We start from the raw sequence: 16,964 nt of genomic DNA on the forward strand, positions 1-16,964 counted from the left end.
AATCAGGACACGATCCTGAGCGGCGGCGGACCTTCCGGCGGACGCTGCCCCTCGATGATCACCCGGTTGCGGCCGGAATTCTTGGCAATATAGAGACAGGCATCCGCCCGGCTGATGGCATCGTGCACGGAATGATCGCCCGGTGCTGTCATCGAGACGCCGAAACTGGCGCTGAAAGTCTCCTCGATCCCGTGCTGCTGCCAGCCCATTGCCAGAAAAGCCATCCTGGCCTGCTCGGCCATCCGCGCAGCCTCGGCCTGGCTGATACCCGGCAGGAAGGCAACGAACTCCTCCCCGCCGAAACGGGCCAGCGCCGCGCCCGCAAGATTGGCACGCAGCGTCTGCGCAAAGCCGATGATTACGTGGTCTCCAGCGGCATGGCCGAAGCGATCGTTCACCTGCTTGAAATGATCGATATCACCGACGACGACCGCGCCGGCCGGAAAAGCACCGCCACCTGCGGTCGGCACCGCCTGCTCGAAGCCGCGCCGGTTGAACAGATCCGTCAGCGGATCATGCTCCGCCGCACGTCGATGGCCGGTGATCACGTCCGACATCACGGATCCCAGCACGGTCAAAGCCATGACGAAACCGATCACGCTCGCGCCCACCTGCATGAAGAAGGCATAGCCGGACGACAGGAACTGGTCGAGCGAGGCATAATCATCCGCCGAGGTGAAGGCGAGCAAGGCCGTAACGCGAACGGCCGTCTCAAGGACCACCAGCGCCGCCATGCCGACCAGCAGCCGGTCGATCACATGCCTTGCATGCCGCCACACAGCCGCAACGGAAAAGGCCAAAAGCACAGCCAGCGATCCGTCGCCAAGCGCAAGCTGCGACCGCAGATCCTGCCGGACCACGATCACCCATGTAATCGCGACGAATGCAAGAATTGCAAAGACGAGCCGCGGCAGGAACCATGTCGGGCGCTTGAACCGCACGAGCAACGCCTGACCATAGAAAAAGAAAGCCGCAAAGAACGGTATGTTGGCAATGACCGCCTGCCATTCGACAGGCAGCGCATAGGCAAGCATCGGAAAGGCGAAACCGATCGCCGCGCAGATATAACCAGATCCCCAGTAACGCGCAGAACCATCCGACCATCGCGCAGCGATCAGGAAGATCAGGCCGAACACCAGAAAGATGAACGGCAGCAGATAGGCAAAATTATCGGTCTGTTCCATCTGGCCCTATGCAGAAAGCCTTCATGCATCCTGTCGGCATATGCCGCAGTCCTAGGCGGAGATCGTTAAGAATTCCACGCCGCTTAATTGCAAGAGATGACACATGCACAGATATATCGGCTCTGCCGGGTCCATTCTAGATGGCACTCTGCCATTGCCTGATGGCCTCCACCGGCCAGACCAGCATCAGCACGTTGAGCGAGAGATTGTCGCGGATCAGCCAGCCGGTAAAAAGCTCGAAGAAGATCGCGACCACGACCGTCAGCCAGACCGGCGCGCGCGAGGCAAACAGGAAGCCCAGCACCATGAACACCGTGTCCATCGCCGAATTGATGATACTGTCGCCCGCATAACCGAGCGCCATGGTGGCAGTCCGGTAGCGGTCGATGACGAGCGGCGAGTTTTCGGCAATTTCCCACGCCGCCTCGATGAAAACCGCCAGTGTGAGACGGGCGGAAAGCGGCGCCCGGCGCAGGATCAGGAAGCCCAGGCCGTAGAAGAGAAAACCATGGATGATGTGGGAGGGCGTGTACCAGTCGGCGAGATGCTGCGAATTGCCGGGCGAATTCACCTCCGGCTCGAACAGCTTCACGTAACCGCATTCGCAGATAGGCACCCGGCCCATGGCATAAAGGACCGCGATCTGCAGCAACAGCAAAGCCAATGCCGCGAAGAGCCAGCGCCGCCCCGTCATGCCGCGGCCCGGCCCTGCCGTCACTTGTCGCCCTCGCCGCCGCCGGTAGGCTCGGTTGCCGTCTCGGGCTGCACGGTATGGCGCATGATCAGCGGCATCTGCGACAGGGTGAACAGGATGGTGATCGGCATCGTTCCCCAGACCTTGAAATTGACCCAGACCTCATCGGAAAAATTGCGCCAGACGACCTCGTTCATCACCGCGAGAATGAGGAAAAAGATGCCCCAGCGCAGCGTCAGCTTCTTCCAGCCTTCTTCGTCGAGCTGGAAAGCGGCGTTGAACACATAGCCGAGCAGCGACTTGCCGAAGACGAGACCGCCGAGCAGCACCACGCCGAACAGCGTGTTGACGATCGTCGGCTTCATCTTGATGAACGTGTCGTCCTGCAGCCAGATCGACAGCGAACCGAAGATCAGCACCACCACGCCCGAAACGAAGGGCATGATCGGCAGGTGCTTGAAGACGATCTTGGAGACGATCAGCGCGATCACCGTGGCAACCATGAACAGCGCGGTCGCCACGAGAAGCGGGCCGCCGATGGCAGACAGCGCCGGAAACTTCCCGACCAGCCATTCGCCGCGCAGGTTTCCGAAGAAGAAGACCAGCAGGGGGCCAAGCTCCAGCGCCATTTTCAGGCCCGGATTCTGCTTCTCTTCCTTGGTCGGCGTTACATCGCTTTCGATCGTCTGCATGGGGTCCAACTTACAATCTGTCGTTATCTGGAGCCAAATCGTTATTTCGTGTCATCAATGCGGCGCGGGCGAAAGACCGGCGATCGCCTCGGCAAAATCCTTCGCTTCGAAGGGCTCGAGATCGTCGATCCCCTCGCCGACGCCGATGAAATAGACCGGCAGCCTGTGCTTGGCGGCAATCGCGACAAGAATGCCGCCCCGCGCCGTGCCGTCGAGCTTTGTCATGATCAACCCGCCGACGCCAGCGACATTGCGGAAGATCTCCACCTGGTTCATCGCGTTCTGACCGGTCGTCGCATCGAGCGTCTGCAGCACGGTATGCGGCGCATCCGGATCGAGCTTGCCGAGCACGCGGACGATCTTCTCGAGCTCCGCCATCAGCTCCGCCTTGTTCTGCAGCCGGCCGGCGGTGTCGATAATCAGCACGTCGGATTTTTTTTCCTTCGCCTGCACATAGGCGTCATAGGCAAGACCGGCCGCATCGGCGCCGAGCTTGGTGCCGATGAATTCCGAATGGGTGCGGTCTGCCCAGATCTTCAATTGCTCGATCGCCGCGGCACGGAATGTATCACCGGCCGCCAGCATCACCTTCAGGCCGGAGCCCGAAAGCTTCGCCGCCAGCTTGCCGATCGTCGTCGTCTTGCCCGTACCGTTGACGCCGACGACGAGAATGACATGCGGCTTGTGATTGAGATCGAGTTCAAGCGGCTTGGCGACCGGCGCCAGAACCTTGGTGATTTCCGCCGACATGATGCGCGATACATCCTCGCCGGTCACATCCTTGCCGTAGCGCTCGGAAGACAGGGTGCCGGTGATCCGCATCGCCGTCTCGACCCCGAGGTCGGCCTGGATCAGCAGGTCTTCCAGATCTTCCAGCGTCTCGTCATCCAGCTTGCGCTTGGTGAACAGGGCCGCGATCTGGCCGGTCAGCTGCGACGAGGTGCGGGCAAGGCCTGCACGCAGCCGCTGGAACCAGGTGAGCTTCGCCGGCGGCACGACGGCCACGATTTCGGGCTCTGCCTTCGACGTGGAGAAACCCTTGGGAAGGCTGACTTCGGCGGAGGTCGCATCCCCCCCTGGCCTGCCGGCCATCCCCCCCACAGGTGGGGGGAGACTCGTGGCGCTGTTTTGCCCCGAAAGAACTGCGTCGGATTGGGTTATCTCGGCCTGTGGTTCATCCGCGCGAACAGAAATATCATCAGGGGAGCCAGCCTCCTCAGGAATTTCATTTGCCTGGCGAAGGACGGGCCGCGTATCAGTCCCCCCACCTGTGGGGGGGATGGCCGGCAGGCCAGGGGGGGTATCCCGGACCTCAGCCGCAGCCTCCGCCTCCAGCAGCGACAACGGCACGACGCCGAGACCCGATGTCTCCTCGGGCCCGGCAAGAACTGCGCTCGCCTCGTCTGCCTTCACCTCATCACCCGAAGGACCGCCGACGGTCTCGACCTCGCTCGGCGCAACCGGCTCAACCGGCAATGCCTCGACGGCAGCGACGTCCGCTGCGGGCGAACGGTCCTCGACGGGCTTCTCGGCCGGCAAATCGGCTGGTTTGTCGCCGCCGAAGGTGAAGACGCGTTTGATGAAGCTTACCATTACTTACAAATCCGTTTCGGTCAGGCCGCCCGTTCCTGGGCAGAGGCAGCGATGACCCGCATGTCGAGATGCTTGCCACTATGTCCGGTAATCATAACGCGCTGGATCGCGCGGGGAACCAGCCCCGGCGCTGCAACCAGCGAAAAGTTTTCCGTATGCCCCATGCCGTTCATTTCGGCGATGATCGTTTGCTCGGTGCCGACCATGCGGTTAAGATGCGCATGATGCAGCGCCTCTCCGCGGGCGCGAAGCCGTGTGGCGCGCTCCTTGACCAGCGCCCGGTCGACATGCGGCATACGCGCCGCCGGCGTGCCGGGGCGCGGGCTGTAGGGGAAGACGTGCAGGAAGGAGATGCCGGCCTCTTCGGCAAGCGTCGCGGCATTCTCGAACATCTCATCCGTCTCGGTCGGAAACCCGGCGATCATATCCGCCCCGAAGGCGATCTCGGGCCTGAGGCGCCGCGCCTGTTCGACGAAAGCCAGAGCCTCGGCGCGCGAATGCCGCCGCTTCATCCGCTTCAAAATCATGTCGTCGCCATGCTGCAGCGACAGATGCAGATGCGGCATGAAACGCGGCTCGTCGGCGATCAGGTCCCAGAGATGATGATCCGCCTCGATACTGTCGATCGACGACAACCGCAGGCGCAAAATTTCCGGCACTTGGCGCAGCAGTGTCTTCGCCAGATAACCGAGCGTCGGACTACCGGGCAGGTCGGCGCCGTAACTCGTCGCATCGACACCGGTCAGCACGATCTCGCGATAACCGCCCGCCACGAGCTTGCGCGCCTGCTCGACCACGGCCCCCATCGGCACCGAGCGGGAATTGCCCCGCCCATAGGGAATGATGCAGAAGGTGCAGCGATGATCGCAGCCGTTCTGCACCTGGATGAAGGCGCGCACATGCCCGTCTATATGCTTGACCATCTGCGGCGCCGTCGCCTTGACGCTCATGATGTCGTTGACGCGCAGCTTCTCTTCCGCCGAGACACCGAAATCCGGCAGGCCGCGATAAGAGCTCGCTGTCAGCTTCTCCTCATTGCCGAGAACGGCATCGACTTCCGGCATGTCGGCAAAGGTCTGCTTCTCGGTCTGCGCCGCGCAGCCGGTAACGATGATGCGCGCATGCGGGTTTTCCCGCCGCACCCGGCGAATCGCCTGCCGCGCTTGGCGCACGGCCTCGCCGGTGACGGCGCAGGTATTGACCAGCACGGCATTGTTGAGCCCCGCCTTTTCGGCTTCGGCCCGCATCACTTCCGATTCATAGGTATTGAGCCGACAGCCGAAGGTTATGACCTCGACGCCGCTCAATTTGCCTGAGCCTCCGGCTCTGCATCGCGCGAGAAAACACCAGTCAGCGGATCGACCTGGCCCGACCATTCCCATTCGGCAGGGCCGGTCATGACGACATGGTCGTTTTCGCGCCATTCGATGACGAGCGGCTGGCGCGTCGGCGCCGACGCAACATCGATCGTCACCCTGCGGCCGGTGCGACCGGTGCGGGCGGCAGAAACACCGGCAGCACAGGCGGCAGAACCGCAGGCAAGCGTCAGGCCGGCACCACGTTCCCAGGTGCGGGTGCGCAGGGAACTGTCGGACGTGACCTGCGCCAGCGTGATATTCGCCTTTTCCGGAAACATCGGGTGATTTTCCAGCATCGGCCCGAAACGTTCGAGATCGAAGGTCATAGGGTCCTTGTCGACCCAGAAGACCGCATGCGGATTGCCCATCGACATGGCCGAGGGCGAATGCAGGATCGGCGCATCGATCGGGCCGATCTGCAGCTCGATCCGGCTCGTATCGAAGAATTCCTCCGAAAGCGGGATCTTGTCCCATTGGAAGACCGGCTTTCCCATGTCGACGGAAATCGTGCCGTCTTCATGCTCCTGAGCATTCAGAATGCCGGCGACGGTCTGGAATGTGAAGGTCTTGCGTCCGGTTTCCGCGGCAAGCGCCTGCACCACGCAGCGCGTGCCGTTGCCGCAGGCCTGCGCCTTTGTGCCATCGCAGTTGAGGATATCGATCCAGGCATCGGTGCCCTGGGCCTTCGGGTCATGGATCGCCATGATCTGGTCGAACTGGGTGGCAGGATCGGCATTCAGCGCAATCGCTGCCTCCGGGGTCACCTTGTCGCTGCGGCCGCGCATGTCGACGACGAGGATCTTGTTGCCAAGCCCGTTCATCCGCGCAAATTCGACCTGTCCTGCCATGATGCTGATCCATTTGCGGGCGCCAAACCAACAATCGCCCGTCTCTTCAGGCGTATATGGCCGAAACTGCTGCAAATTACCAGTGGCGCGGCCTGCCCATGCTTAACCCGTGAAAGAATGGCGCAATGCCCTCTGTCATGTTAGGGGAGCCGCAAAAAGAGGCTTTGATCATGCTCCCCTGGGTTCAACTGGACAGCGCGAAGATACCGGACGATGGCGGCGAATTGCGCCTGAAACAGCGCGGCCAGGAATTTTCCATCATGCTCGGATCGAACGAGCTGATGAACAGCCGCCTCAGCGGCTCGGAAGAAGCGCTTGCGACGCTCTCATGGGAAAAGATCAAGGACCGCTCCAAGCCCTCCATCCTGATCGGCGGCCTCGGCATGGGTTTCACGCTCCGCGCAGCACTGTCTATCCTGCCGCCGGAAGCCACCGTCACTGTCGCCGAACTGGTGCCGGCGGTGGTGAAATGGGCGCGCGGCCCAATGGCCGAGGTCTTCAAGGGCTGCCTTGATGACCCGCGCACGAAGATCCATCAGGGCGATGTCGGCGAGCTCATCCGTGGTTCGAAAGCAAGCTTTGATGCCATCCTGCTCGATGTCGACAACGGCCCCGACGGCCTGACGCGCGACAGCAATGACGCACTCTATAACAGCCGCGGCCTGCGCGCCGCCCGCGAGGCATTGCGCCCCGGCGGCGTACTGTCGGTCTGGTCCTCCGGCCCGGATTACGGCTTCACCAAGCGCCTGAAGGATTGCGGTTACGAGGCCGAGGTCGTCAATACCCGCGCCAACGGCAAGCGCGGCGCCAAGCATGTGATCTGGGTGGCGACGCGCCGCTGAGGCACGGAAAGACCGGTTAGCCGAAAATCTGTTCGACCAGCGCATGGACGCGGCGGAAGGCAGCCTTGGCGCCTTCTGCGGCTTCCAGTTCCTCCGCCTCTGTGAGCGGCAGATCGTTATAGGCTGAAACGAAATTGCGCCAGTGCAGCCCGCGGCCATCGGGATGGCCTGCCAGATGCCGGGCACCGAAATCGTCCGAGAGACCGATCTTGGCAGCTTCCTTACGCAGGAAGGCAGCGCCGAGATTGGAGCCTTCGGCAACATAGACCCAGCCGAGTGCCGCTGCCGGCGTCAGCGGTCCGGTAGTCGCGCTGAGCTCTTCCGGAACACCGCCGAGATCGACGATATCCTGCCGCAAGGCCTCGTAACGATTGCGCTCCGAAAGCCCCGGAAGGCGGCGATTGAGCTCTTCGTCGGCAAAAAGCGGCGCGACATCCGCATGGAAATGATGCTGCACATCGAGAAACAGCGCATAGCGCTCGCGGCTGGCAAACGGCTCGGCCCGCATGATGCGCTTGTCGAGCGTGTCATGTGTACCGGTCGTCAGCGCCTTAAGCCGCTGGATCCGGGTTTCCTCTGTCGGGCGTTCCAATTCGATCTGCATTTCTTTCCCCATGCACTCATGTTTTTGCATCAAGCAAATCGCGAGGGGCGAAGTCAAGCAGGACGTGAAGCCGGCACCTCGAAAACTTCGCCCGGCCGCATCGGTCGGAAACGCTCCCGCAAAATGCCGCGCGCATCAAGGGCTGCGTAAAGCGCCTCGACCGGCTGCTCCACCCCTTCATTGGTCAGCTTGACCGTGCCCCAGTGATGCCCGGCCGCAAAGGCTGCTCCGCAAAGCTCCATGCCTTTCACCGCCTCCTCTGGATTCTGGTGCTGCGCCTCCATGAACCAGCGTGGCTCATAGGCACCGAAGGGAAGATTGGCGAGCCGGAACGGCCCGTGCTTTTCGCCGGCGGCCCGATAATTCCTGCCCTCGTGAAAACCGGTATCGCCGATATGATAGATCTTGCCCGCCGGCGTTTCGAACACAAAGGCCGCCCACAGCGCCATGCGCCGGTCACCGAGACCCCGCGCCGACCAGTGATGGCAGGGCTCGCAATGGAAAGTGACATCCGCCGACACCTTTTCGCTGCCGCCCCAATCCATCACGGTAATTCTTGCCTCCGGCACGCCCGAGCGGATGATCGTGTCATTGCCGAGCGGCGTGATGAAATGCGGCCTGTCACGGCCGTGCAGAACCTTCAGCGTTTGCAGATCCATATGGTCGTAGTGATTGTGCGTGACGAGCACGATATCGATTGCCGGCAGGTCCTCAAGCCGGATACCGGGCGGATTGACCCGCTTCGGTCCGGCAAAGGAAAAAGGGCTCGTCCGCTCCGACCAGACGGGATCGGTGAGAATATTGAGGCCCGCGACCTGGACTAGCATCGAGGCATGCCCGATCATCGTCACCACGATCCGCTCGCCATCGACCCGCGTCTCCGGCACCGCCTGGGGAAACGGGCTGGCAAACGTATCGGGCCAGGGAATATTGCCATTGCCGAGCTTCCAGCGCAGCAGGTCCAGCCCGCCACGCGGTTCCACCCCACCCGGATTGAAGAAGGTCGTACCATCGAAATGATCCGAGACGGGACCGGAATAATACCTGTTGCCAGCCATGGCGCTCCTTGCGGTGATCCCGCCGGCCAGCGCTACGATGGCTGCAAGTCCGGATCGTTGGAAGAATCTGCGACGGTTCATGAAATCGGGCCGGCAAGAGAGGTTTTCAAGACTGTAACCGTCTATGCCGGCTCGACATCCGTGCTGGCAAAGTCGTCACCGACAAACAGAAGCGGCGATTTGAGCTGCTTTGCGCAAGCATAGGAGAAACAGTCTCCGAAATTGAGCTTGGCCGGATGCCCGACGAAACGGCCATAGGTTCGGGCGGCATCGAGTGCGGTTTCATGCAGGCCGGCAGACAGAATGATTTCGGTGGCCCCGATCTCCTCCAATAGACCCCGAACCGAAGATTGGGCGCGCCTGATGAAGTCAGGAGGCGTAGATGCATGCTCACCGAATTGCACAATCTTAGCCTGCCGGGATAAAGCAATCACAGCCTCAAATACGACAAGCGAAGAATAGTAGACTGCACCCTCCGCTCGTTCTATCCGATCAAGCAACAGGTCTGCAGTATCTTCACCATTCAATATCGCGACAATCGCGGACGCATCTAGGAACATCAATATTCCCACATCTCGTCCATAAAGGCCTTTTCGTCGAAATTCGGATCTTTGGGACCGAGCGCCGCAATTTCATCCTGATATTTCCGGACCCGTTCTTTCAGCGAGGGCTTCTCATTCGCCTGCTTCAAAACGCTTTCCAGCGCATAACGAACAGCTTCTGTCTTAGTCTTGGAGCCCAGGTGACGCATGACCTCATCTGCAAGTTCGTTGACCTTAGGATCGCGTATATAAAGGGACATGGCAATTTCCCTTCCGACAAGGGTGGTGGAATATTCGGTATGATGGCATTGAATATCCCTATCTACAACACCAGAAAATCGGCCACACCTTGACTCTCGCCCCCATTTCCTGTTTAAGCCCGCTGATCTGCTGACAAGTTACAAGACTTGGAGCCACCGACCGGGACCCCTTGAGGTATAAATCGATCCCGGAGGTCAACATCCGACAGCGCGTTGCGCCCTCGGGTGCTTTTTGGCTTTGCCCGCATTTGGGTGTCTTGTTTTTGCCGGCAAAAGACCCGACGTTTCCGGACAATCACCGGAAGCGAAGAAGGAAGAAACGATGTTTGAAAACCTCCAGGACCGTCTTGGCTCCATTCTGAATGGACTGACCGGCCGTGGCGCATTGAGCGAAGCGGATGTCTCCGCCGCCCTGCGCGAGGTTCGCCGCGCGCTTTTGGAAGCCGACGTGGCGCTCGAAGTCGTGCGGGCCTTTACCGATCGGGTGCGCGAAAAGGCCGTCGGCGCCGAGGTCCTGAAATCGATCAAGCCCGGCCAGATGGTCGTCAAGATCGTCCATGACGAACTGGTCGAGATGCTCGGCTCCGAGGGTGTCTCCATCAGCCTTCAGGCGGCAGCGCCCGTCGTCATCATGATGGTCGGCCTGCAGGGTTCGGGCAAAACCACGACCACCGGCAAGATCGCCAAGCGCCTGACCGAGCGCGACAAGAAAAAAGTACTGATGGCGTCGCTCGATACGCGCCGCCCCGCAGCCCAGGAACAGCTTCGCCAGTTGGGCGTCCAGACGGGTGTCGATACGCTGCCGATCATCGCCGGCCAGTCGCCGACCGATATCGCTGCCCGCGCCGTTCAGGCCGCCAAGCTCGGCGGCCATGACGTCGTCATCCTCGACACCGCCGGCCGCACCCATATCGACGAACCGCTGATGCAGGAAATGGCGGAGATCAAGCGGAAGTCCAATCCGCATGAAATCCTGCTCGTTGCCGACTCATTGACCGGTCAGGACGCCGTCAATCTGGCCCGCAACTTCGATGAGCGCGTCGGCATTACCGGCCTCGTTCTGACCCGCATGGACGGCGATGGCCGCGGCGGTGCAGCGCTTTCGATGCGCGCCGTCACAGGCAAGCCGATCAAGCTGATCGGTGTCGGCGAAAAGATGTCGGAGATGGAGGAATTCCATCCCCGCCGCATCGCCGACCGCATCCTCGGCATGGGCGACATCGTCTCGCTGGTCGAAAAGGCCGCCGAAACCATCGACGCGGAAAAGGCCGCGGCGATGGCCAAGAAGATGCAGTCCGGCAAGTTCGACCTGAACGACCTGTCCGAACAGCTGAAGCAGATGAAGTCGCTCGGCGGCATGGGCGGTATCATGGGCATGATGCCGGGCATGGCCGGCATGAAGGACAAGCTCGCGGCATCCGGCATGAACGACAAGCTGTTCGATCGCCAGCTCGCCATCATCTCCTCGATGACCAAGGCAGAGCGCGCCAACCCGGATATGCTCAAGCATTCCCGCAAGAAGCGCATCGCCGCCGGCTCCGGCACCGATGCTGCGGACATCAACAAGCTTCTGAAAATGCACCGCCAGATGGCCGACATGATGAAAATGATGGGCGGCAAGGGCAAGGGCGGCATGATGAAGCAGATGATGGGCGGCCTTGCCTCCAAGATGGGGCTTGGCGGCATGGGTGGTATGGGCGGCATGCCCGACCTGTCGAAAATGGATCCCAAACAGCTCGAAGCCCTGCAGAAGCAGGCGGAAGCCGCAGGCATCAAGCCGGGCTCGATGCCCGGCCTTCCCGGCGGCCTTGGGGGCGGCATGGGCGGTCTTCCGGGCCTCGGCGGCGCCAAGCTTCCAGGCCTCGGTGGTTTCCCGGGCATGCCCGGCAAGAAAAAGTGAGGAGAATATCCGTGGTTGAAGAAGACGTGAAGGCAAGGCTTCTGAGCTACCGCCAGTCGATCGACAATATCGATGCCGCACTGGTGCATATGCTCGCCGAGCGCTTTCGCTGCACCAAGGAAGTGGGCGTCCTGAAAGCCCAATACGAATTGCCGCCGGCGGACCCGGCGCGCGAGGAATACCAGATCGATCGCCTTCGCCGCCTGGCCAAGGAAGCCAATCTGGATCCGGATTTCGCCGAGAAGTTCCTGAACTTCGTCATCAAGGAAGTCATCCGGCATCATGAAGCAATCGCCGCCGAACATGGCGGTGCGAAATAACAGAGTGAAGGCCCGAGCCTGCCTGATGGCGGCCTCGAAAATAGATCGGACCACCGGATGGTGGCCCCAAACAAACCCCGGCCCGCCACAGGCGACAACCGGAAACCTAAGGAGTTAAAAATGTCCCTGAAGATTCGTCTCGCCCGCGGTGGTTCCAAGAAGCGCCCGTACTACACCATCGTTCTCGCTGACGCCCGTTCGCCGCGTGACGGCCGTTTCCTTGAAAAGCTCGGTTCCTGGAACCCGATGCTCGCGAAGGACAACGAAAAGCGCGTCGAGCTGAACGAAGAGCGCATCAAGCACTGGATCTCTTCCGGCGCCCAGCCGACCGACCGCGTTCTGCGCTTCCTCGCTGAAGCCGGCATCGCAACCCGCGAAGCCAAGAACAACCCGGAAAAGGCAAAGCCGGGCAAGCGCGCTGTAGAACGCGCCGCTGAAAAGGCCCAGAAGGCTGCCGACGCAGCCGCCGCTGCAGAATAATTTCTGCAGCGACTGCATGTGACGGGCGGTGCGGCAACGCACTGCCCGTTTTGCTGTTTACGTGCCACTACGTTGCGCAAAGGACGGTTCACGGCTAAATGAGCGCAGACCAATCGAGGCGTCCGGCATGAAGAAACTCGAAAACCCTATCCTGATGGCGACGATCGGCGCCGCCCAAGGCCTTCGGGGCGAAGTGCGGGTACGTTCCTTCACTGCCGATCCCATTGCGCTTGGCGACTATGGGCATCTCTATTCCGAAGACGGCCGGGATTTCGAGATCCTAGAAATCCGGGAAGCAAAAACCGTCGTCATCGTCCGCTTCCGCGGCATCAACGACCGCAATGCGGCGGAAGCCCTGAACGGGCTGGAACTCTTCGTCGAACGCGACAATCTTCCCGACGACGAACTCGATGAAGACGAATTCTATTATGCCGATCTCGAAGGCCTCGAAGCCGTCGATGCAGAAGGCAAAAGCTATGGTACCGTCAGCGCCGTCTTCGATTTCGGTGCAGGCGACCTGCTCGAACTGAAGGGCCCCGGCCGCCGCCCGACGCTCATCCCTTTTTCCGAGACGGCCGTGCTGGAAATCGACCTCGAAGCCGGCAAGATCCTCATCGACCCTGACGCGGCTGGCCTGATCGAGGACCCCAACGACCGCGATCCGACCGCTGCCGCCAGACGCCAGCCCAGACCGCGCCGCGACGGCGGCAAGGGCGAGTGATGACGTTCCGCGCCACCATCCTGACGCTCTATCCGGAAATGTTCCCCGGCCATCTGGGCTTCTCGCTCTCCGGCAAGGCCATGGAGCGCGGCGACTGGTCGGTCGAGACCGTGCAGATCCGCGATTTCGCCGAAGACAAGCACCGCACCGTCGACGACACGCCGGCCGGCGGCGGTGCCGGCATGGTGCTGAAGGCGGACATTCTGGCGAGAGCCATCGATTCCGTTGCCGACGACAGTCGCCCGCGTCTGCTGATGAGCCCGCGCGGTAAACCGTTGACCCAGAAGCGGGTGCGCGAACTTGCCGATGGTGAGGGCGTGGTGATCGTCTGCGGCCGTTTCGAAGGTGTCGACCAGCGGGTAATCGACGGGCGGAAGCTGGAGGAAGTGTCGATCGGCGACTACATCCTTTCCGGCGGCGAGCCGGCAGCGCTGACCGTTCTCGACAGCATCGTCCGCCTGCTGCCTGGCGTCATGGGCAATATCCATTCCGGCACCAATGAAAGTTTCGAGCACGGCCTGCTGGAACACCCGCACTACACCCGACCGCAGGTTTTCGAGGGTGAGGAAATTCCGGCCGTCCTGACATCAGGCAATCATGCGGCCATCGAGAAATGGCGGCTGGAACAGTCGCTGCGACTGACACAGGAGCGCCGGCCGGACCTGTTGCAATCCGAAGACTGAGAAATGGCCTGAATCTTCGGCCTGAGCGTCACAAAAGCGCAATCTGCGGGGTGACAAGTGCCGGTCTTTCGTGTATCAGCCGCCGCGGAAATGGGAAAATTCCCGTCGACCAGCAACAAAGAATGGCGAATTCGCTAGCCCGCAAGGCACGTCGCGAGGCCCTCGGATGAGGTGACCAAGGACGGGAAGCGCTCTGGCTGTTTCAGAAGAACTGAAAAGGTTTGACCGATGAACATCATCCAGCAGCTGGAAGCCGAACAGGCAGCCAAGATCGAAGCTCAGCGCAAGCTTCCGGAATTCGCCGCAGGTGACACCCTGCGCGTCAACGTCCGCGTGACGGAAGGCAACCGTACCCGCGTACAGGCCTATGAAGGCGTCTGCATCGCCCGTTCGGGTGGCGGCCTCAACGAAAGCTTCACCGTTCGCAAGATCTCCTACGGCGAAGGCGTCGAGCGCGTATTCCCGATGTACTCGCCGCTCGTCGAGAGCGTCGAAATCGTCCGCCGCGGTAAGGTCCGTCGCGCTAAGCTCTACTACCTGCGCGATCGTCGCGGCAAGTCGGCTCGTATCGTCGAGAACACCGGCACCCGCGCACGCAAGCTGAACGAAGCCGAGCGCGCTGCCGTTGCCGAAGAAAAGGCACGTATCGAAGCTGAAAAGATTGCAGCAGCACAGGCTCTCGCCGCCGAAAAGGCAGCACAGGAAGCCGCTGAAGCCAAGGCAGCAGCAGAAGCCGAAGCAGCAAAGGCTGCCGAAGGTTCGGCTGAATAAGATTTGCCGTCAAGGCATGCGAAAAGGCGACCCTCGGGTCGCCTTTTTTGTTTGTATCCGGCGCTCACCGCGAATGGCTGACCTTGGCCGCAGCCGCATAGCCGCTGGGATCCCGTCCCAGCATATGGCCGACGACGATCACAAGAAGGCCGGCTGCAGCAAGGCAGGCCGCGAGGAAGAACATCGGCAGGAGGTCGCTTCCGGTGGCATCGTTGATCCACGGTACGACGTTCTGGGCAATGAAGCCGCCGAGATTGCCGACCGAATTGATCGCCGCAAGCCCGGCCGCAGCCCCCGCTCCCTTGAGAAAGCGCGACGGCAGGCTCCAGAAGACCGGCTGGCCGGCAAAGATACCAGCAGCCGCAACGCACAGGCAGGCAAACTGCAGCACCGGCGAGGCAATCAGCACGGAGAGCACCAGGAAGGCCGCGCCGACAAAGGCCGGACCGACGATGTAAGGCGTCTTTCGTTCCGTGCGGTCGGCAGCAGCCGGTACGACCCACAGCGAAACCGCCACGATCAGCCACGGAATGATATTGATGAAACCGTTGACGGTATTCGACACGCCAAAGCCCTTGACGATGGTCGGCAGCCAGTAGCTCAGCCCGTAGGCAGCAAGCGGAAAGCCGATATAGCAGACCGCCATCAGCAGGACACGCGGATTGACCAGCGCCCTGAACCCGTGGTCGGCGTCCTTTTCCATGCCGGCATTTTCCTTTGCCAGCCGGTCCTTCAGCCAGCGCGTTTCGTCATCGCTGAGGAATGTCGCCTTCTCCGGTGTGTCGTTCAGGTAGAAGAGCGTGATGACACCGGCCAGAACCGCCGGAACGCCCGTAGCAAGGAAGACCCACTCCCAGCCCCGAACACCGAGCGATCCGTCAAGATCGAGCAGCATCCCGCCAAGCGGCGCACCGACGGCATTGGCCAGCGCGCTGAAGATCATAAAAAGGCCCACCATGCGGCCGCGATAATCCTTCGGGAACCACAGCGTCAGGAGATAGAGGACGCCGGGAAAGAAGCCTGCTTCGCAAAGGCCGAGCAGGAAGCGCAGGATGTAGAACATCGTCATGTTCTGGGTAAACGCCAGCGCGATCGTCACGAGCCCCCAGGAGATCAGGATGCGGGCAAACCAGATCCGCGCACCGAACCGCGTCAGAAACAGGTTGGCCGGCACTTCGAAGATGAAATAGCCGATAAAGAACAGCGACGCCCCGAGCCCGTAGGCATATTCGCTCATGCCGAGCGAGTCGACCATCTGCAGTTTCGCGAAGCTGACATTCTGCCGGTCGATATAGGCAATCAGATAAAGGAGCCCGAGAAACGGCATCAGCCGCCAGGTAATCTTCGAGACAATATGATTTTCGGAAACCAAGACACTCCTCCCGGCCATGTGGGCCTATGCTTGAAGTCACAAGGAGCCATTTAGTCGCGAGGGAAATTGCGACAAGAGGTTGAAAACCGCGGATGCAGCAATCCGAACCGCACGAAGACGTGATCCCGCTTGCCTTGGAGGCGTATTTGATGAGAGTTGCCGGGGACAACCATAAGGGGGATCGAACCGATGCTGACCAGACGCACGACACTCACCGGCCTTGTTTTCTCAACCCTCGCTTTGTCAGGGCTCGCCCCCGCCATGGCGGCGGCCGAAACCCTTCCGGACCTGCAAGGCCGTTCGGTGGCCGTCGTCACCGAAAACGCCTATCCGCCGCTGCAATTCGTCGATCCGAAATCCGGCAAACCAATCGGCTGGGAATATGACGCAATGGCGGAGATCGCCAAGCGGCTGAATTTCAAGCTCGACTACCAGAACACGTCGTGGGATGCGATGATCCAGGCTGTTTCCGACGGCCAGTACGACATCGGCATGACCGGCATCACCATCAAGGACGACCGCAAGGAAAAGGTCGATTTCTCCGATCCCTACATGCGCTCCGAGCAGTTCATGCTGGTACGCGGCGACGAGAAGCGCTTTTCCGACGCCAAGAGCTTTGCCGCCGTCGAGGACGCATTGGTCGGCGCTCAGGCGGGCACCACGCCTTTCTATACCGCGGCTTATGAAGTGCTGGATGGCAACGAACAGAACCCGCGCATAAAACTGTTCGAGACTTTCGGAGCCACGGTCCAGGCCCTGAAGACCGGAGACGTCGACATGGTTCTGACCGACGGCACGGCCGGCAAAGGCTATGTCGATGCCTCCAATGGCGGACTGAAGCTTGTCGGCGGCCCGCTCGGCTCGGAGGATTTCGGCTTCATCTTCAAGAAGGGCTCGGATCTCGTTGCCCCGGTCAATGCCGCCATCGCATCACTGAAGGCTGACGGCACGTTTGATGCGTTGAACAGGAAATGGTTCCTCGATTACAAGATGGGCCAATGACGGGAAGCGGCATGTCTCGAACGGCCGGAACCGGATTCTG

General features: G+C 61.1%; 19 protein-coding genes. 8 read left to right on the forward strand and 11 right to left on the reverse strand.

Annotated elements, in window-relative coordinates; genetic code table 11:
* Positions 1-2: 2 nt before the first annotated feature.
* The 6 genes from NCHU2750_RS17545 to dapF form a co-directional block, all read right to left on the reverse strand.
* Positions 3-1,184 carry a GGDEF domain-containing protein gene (locus NCHU2750_RS17545; protein ID WP_119941685.1) on the reverse strand — a complete coding sequence of 394 codons (1,182 nt, stop codon included), beginning with the start codon at positions 1,182-1,184 and terminating at the stop codon, positions 3-5.
* A gap of 136 nt (positions 1,185-1,320) precedes the next feature.
* Positions 1,321-1,878, reverse strand: a complete 558-nt coding sequence (locus NCHU2750_RS17550; protein ID WP_119943480.1) for a DUF2585 domain-containing protein — start codon at positions 1,876-1,878, stop codon at positions 1,321-1,323.
* A 20-nt stretch (positions 1,879-1,898) separates the two neighbouring features.
* Positions 1,899-2,570, reverse strand: coding sequence for a septation protein A (locus NCHU2750_RS17555; protein ID WP_119941687.1), 672 nt, complete (start codon positions 2,568-2,570; stop codon positions 1,899-1,901).
* Between the two features lie 54 nt (positions 2,571-2,624).
* Complete coding sequence (gene ftsY, locus NCHU2750_RS17560) at positions 2,625-4,163, reverse strand: signal recognition particle-docking protein FtsY (RefSeq protein ID WP_119941689.1); 1,539 nt, start codon at positions 4,161-4,163, stop codon at positions 2,625-2,627.
* Positions 4,164-4,183: 20 nt separating this feature from the next.
* On the reverse strand, positions 4,184-5,470 hold the full coding sequence (mtaB, locus tag NCHU2750_RS17565; RefSeq protein WP_119941691.1) for a tRNA (N(6)-L-threonylcarbamoyladenosine(37)-C(2))-methylthiotransferase MtaB: 1,287 nt from the start codon (positions 5,468-5,470) through the stop codon (positions 4,184-4,186).
* Positions 5,467-6,369, reverse strand: a complete 903-nt coding sequence (gene dapF, locus NCHU2750_RS17570) for a diaminopimelate epimerase (RefSeq protein WP_119941693.1) — start codon at positions 6,367-6,369, stop codon at positions 5,467-5,469. Before dapF ends, mtaB begins: the two co-directional genes overlap by 4 nt.
* Positions 6,370-6,539: 170 nt before the next feature.
* Between dapF and NCHU2750_RS17575 the strand changes: the two genes are divergently transcribed.
* On the forward strand, positions 6,540-7,211 hold the full coding sequence (locus tag NCHU2750_RS17575) for a spermidine synthase (RefSeq protein ID WP_119943481.1): 672 nt from the start codon (positions 6,540-6,542) through the stop codon (positions 7,209-7,211).
* 16 nt (positions 7,212-7,227) lie between these two features.
* Here the strand turns inward: NCHU2750_RS17575 and NCHU2750_RS17580 are convergent, their stop codons facing one another.
* Genes NCHU2750_RS17580 through NCHU2750_RS17595 form a run of 4 tightly spaced genes read right to left on the reverse strand, consistent with a single transcriptional unit; the run spans position 7,228 to position 9,675 of the window.
* Complete coding sequence (locus NCHU2750_RS17580; protein WP_119941695.1) at positions 7,228-7,815, reverse strand: biliverdin-producing heme oxygenase; 588 nt, start codon at positions 7,813-7,815, stop codon at positions 7,228-7,230.
* A gap of 53 nt (positions 7,816-7,868) precedes the next feature.
* Entirely contained in the window at positions 7,869-8,954 is a 1,086-nt protein-coding gene (locus tag NCHU2750_RS17585; protein ID WP_119941697.1) for an MBL fold metallo-hydrolase, read from the reverse strand.
* 41 nt (positions 8,955-8,995) lie between these two features.
* The gene (locus NCHU2750_RS17590; RefSeq protein WP_119941699.1) at positions 8,996-9,433 is read right to left on the reverse strand and encodes a type II toxin-antitoxin system VapC family toxin; all 438 of its coding nucleotides are present in this window, start codon (positions 9,431-9,433) and stop codon (positions 8,996-8,998) included.
* Positions 9,433-9,675 (reverse strand): type II toxin-antitoxin system VapB family antitoxin, encoded by a 243-nt coding sequence (locus NCHU2750_RS17595; RefSeq protein ID WP_119941701.1) that lies wholly within the window; start codon positions 9,673-9,675, stop codon positions 9,433-9,435. Before NCHU2750_RS17595 ends, NCHU2750_RS17590 begins: the two co-directional genes overlap by 1 nt.
* A gap of 322 nt (positions 9,676-9,997) precedes the next feature.
* On the opposite strand from NCHU2750_RS17595, the gene ffh reads away from it, so the two are divergent.
* The 6 genes from ffh to rplS all read left to right on the forward strand — a co-directional run bounded on the left by ffh (position 9,998) and on the right by rplS (position 14,550).
* Positions 9,998-11,575 (forward strand): signal recognition particle protein, encoded by a 1,578-nt coding sequence (gene ffh / locus NCHU2750_RS17605; protein ID WP_119941704.1) that lies wholly within the window; start codon positions 9,998-10,000, stop codon positions 11,573-11,575.
* An 11-nt stretch (positions 11,576-11,586) separates the two neighbouring features.
* The gene (locus NCHU2750_RS17610; RefSeq protein WP_119941706.1) at positions 11,587-11,895 is read left to right on the forward strand and encodes a chorismate mutase; all 309 of its coding nucleotides are present in this window, start codon (positions 11,587-11,589) and stop codon (positions 11,893-11,895) included.
* A 120-nt stretch (positions 11,896-12,015) separates the two neighbouring features.
* Positions 12,016-12,375 carry a 30S ribosomal protein S16 gene (rpsP, locus tag NCHU2750_RS17615; RefSeq protein ID WP_119941708.1) on the forward strand — a complete coding sequence of 120 codons (360 nt, stop codon included), beginning with the start codon at positions 12,016-12,018 and terminating at the stop codon, positions 12,373-12,375.
* A gap of 127 nt (positions 12,376-12,502) precedes the next feature.
* A complete protein-coding gene (rimM, locus tag NCHU2750_RS17620) occupies positions 12,503-13,096 on the forward strand; it encodes a ribosome maturation factor RimM (protein WP_119941710.1) in 594 nt (197 codons plus the stop codon).
* A complete protein-coding gene (gene trmD / locus NCHU2750_RS17625) occupies positions 13,096-13,779 on the forward strand; it encodes a tRNA (guanosine(37)-N1)-methyltransferase TrmD (RefSeq protein WP_119941712.1) in 684 nt (227 codons plus the stop codon). Before rimM ends, trmD begins: the two co-directional genes overlap by 1 nt.
* Before the next feature lie 228 nt (positions 13,780-14,007).
* Positions 14,008-14,550, forward strand: coding sequence for a 50S ribosomal protein L19 (gene rplS / locus NCHU2750_RS17630; RefSeq protein ID WP_119941714.1), 543 nt, complete (start codon positions 14,008-14,010; stop codon positions 14,548-14,550).
* A gap of 64 nt (positions 14,551-14,614) precedes the next feature.
* On the opposite strand, the gene NCHU2750_RS17635 is transcribed toward rplS, so the two are convergent.
* Positions 14,615-15,922, reverse strand: a complete 1,308-nt coding sequence (locus tag NCHU2750_RS17635; RefSeq protein WP_119941716.1) for an MFS transporter — start codon at positions 15,920-15,922, stop codon at positions 14,615-14,617.
* Between the two features lie 189 nt (positions 15,923-16,111).
* On the opposite strand from NCHU2750_RS17635, the gene NCHU2750_RS17640 reads away from it, so the two are divergent.
* Positions 16,112-16,924: a transporter substrate-binding domain-containing protein gene (locus tag NCHU2750_RS17640; protein ID WP_119941718.1), complete on the forward strand. Its 813-nt coding sequence runs from the start codon at positions 16,112-16,114 to the stop codon at positions 16,922-16,924.
* Positions 16,925-16,964: the final 40 nt, after the last annotated feature.

Source organism: Neorhizobium sp. NCHU2750 (genome assembly GCF_003597675.1).
Lineage (GTDB): Bacteria > Pseudomonadota > Alphaproteobacteria > Rhizobiales > Rhizobiaceae > Neorhizobium.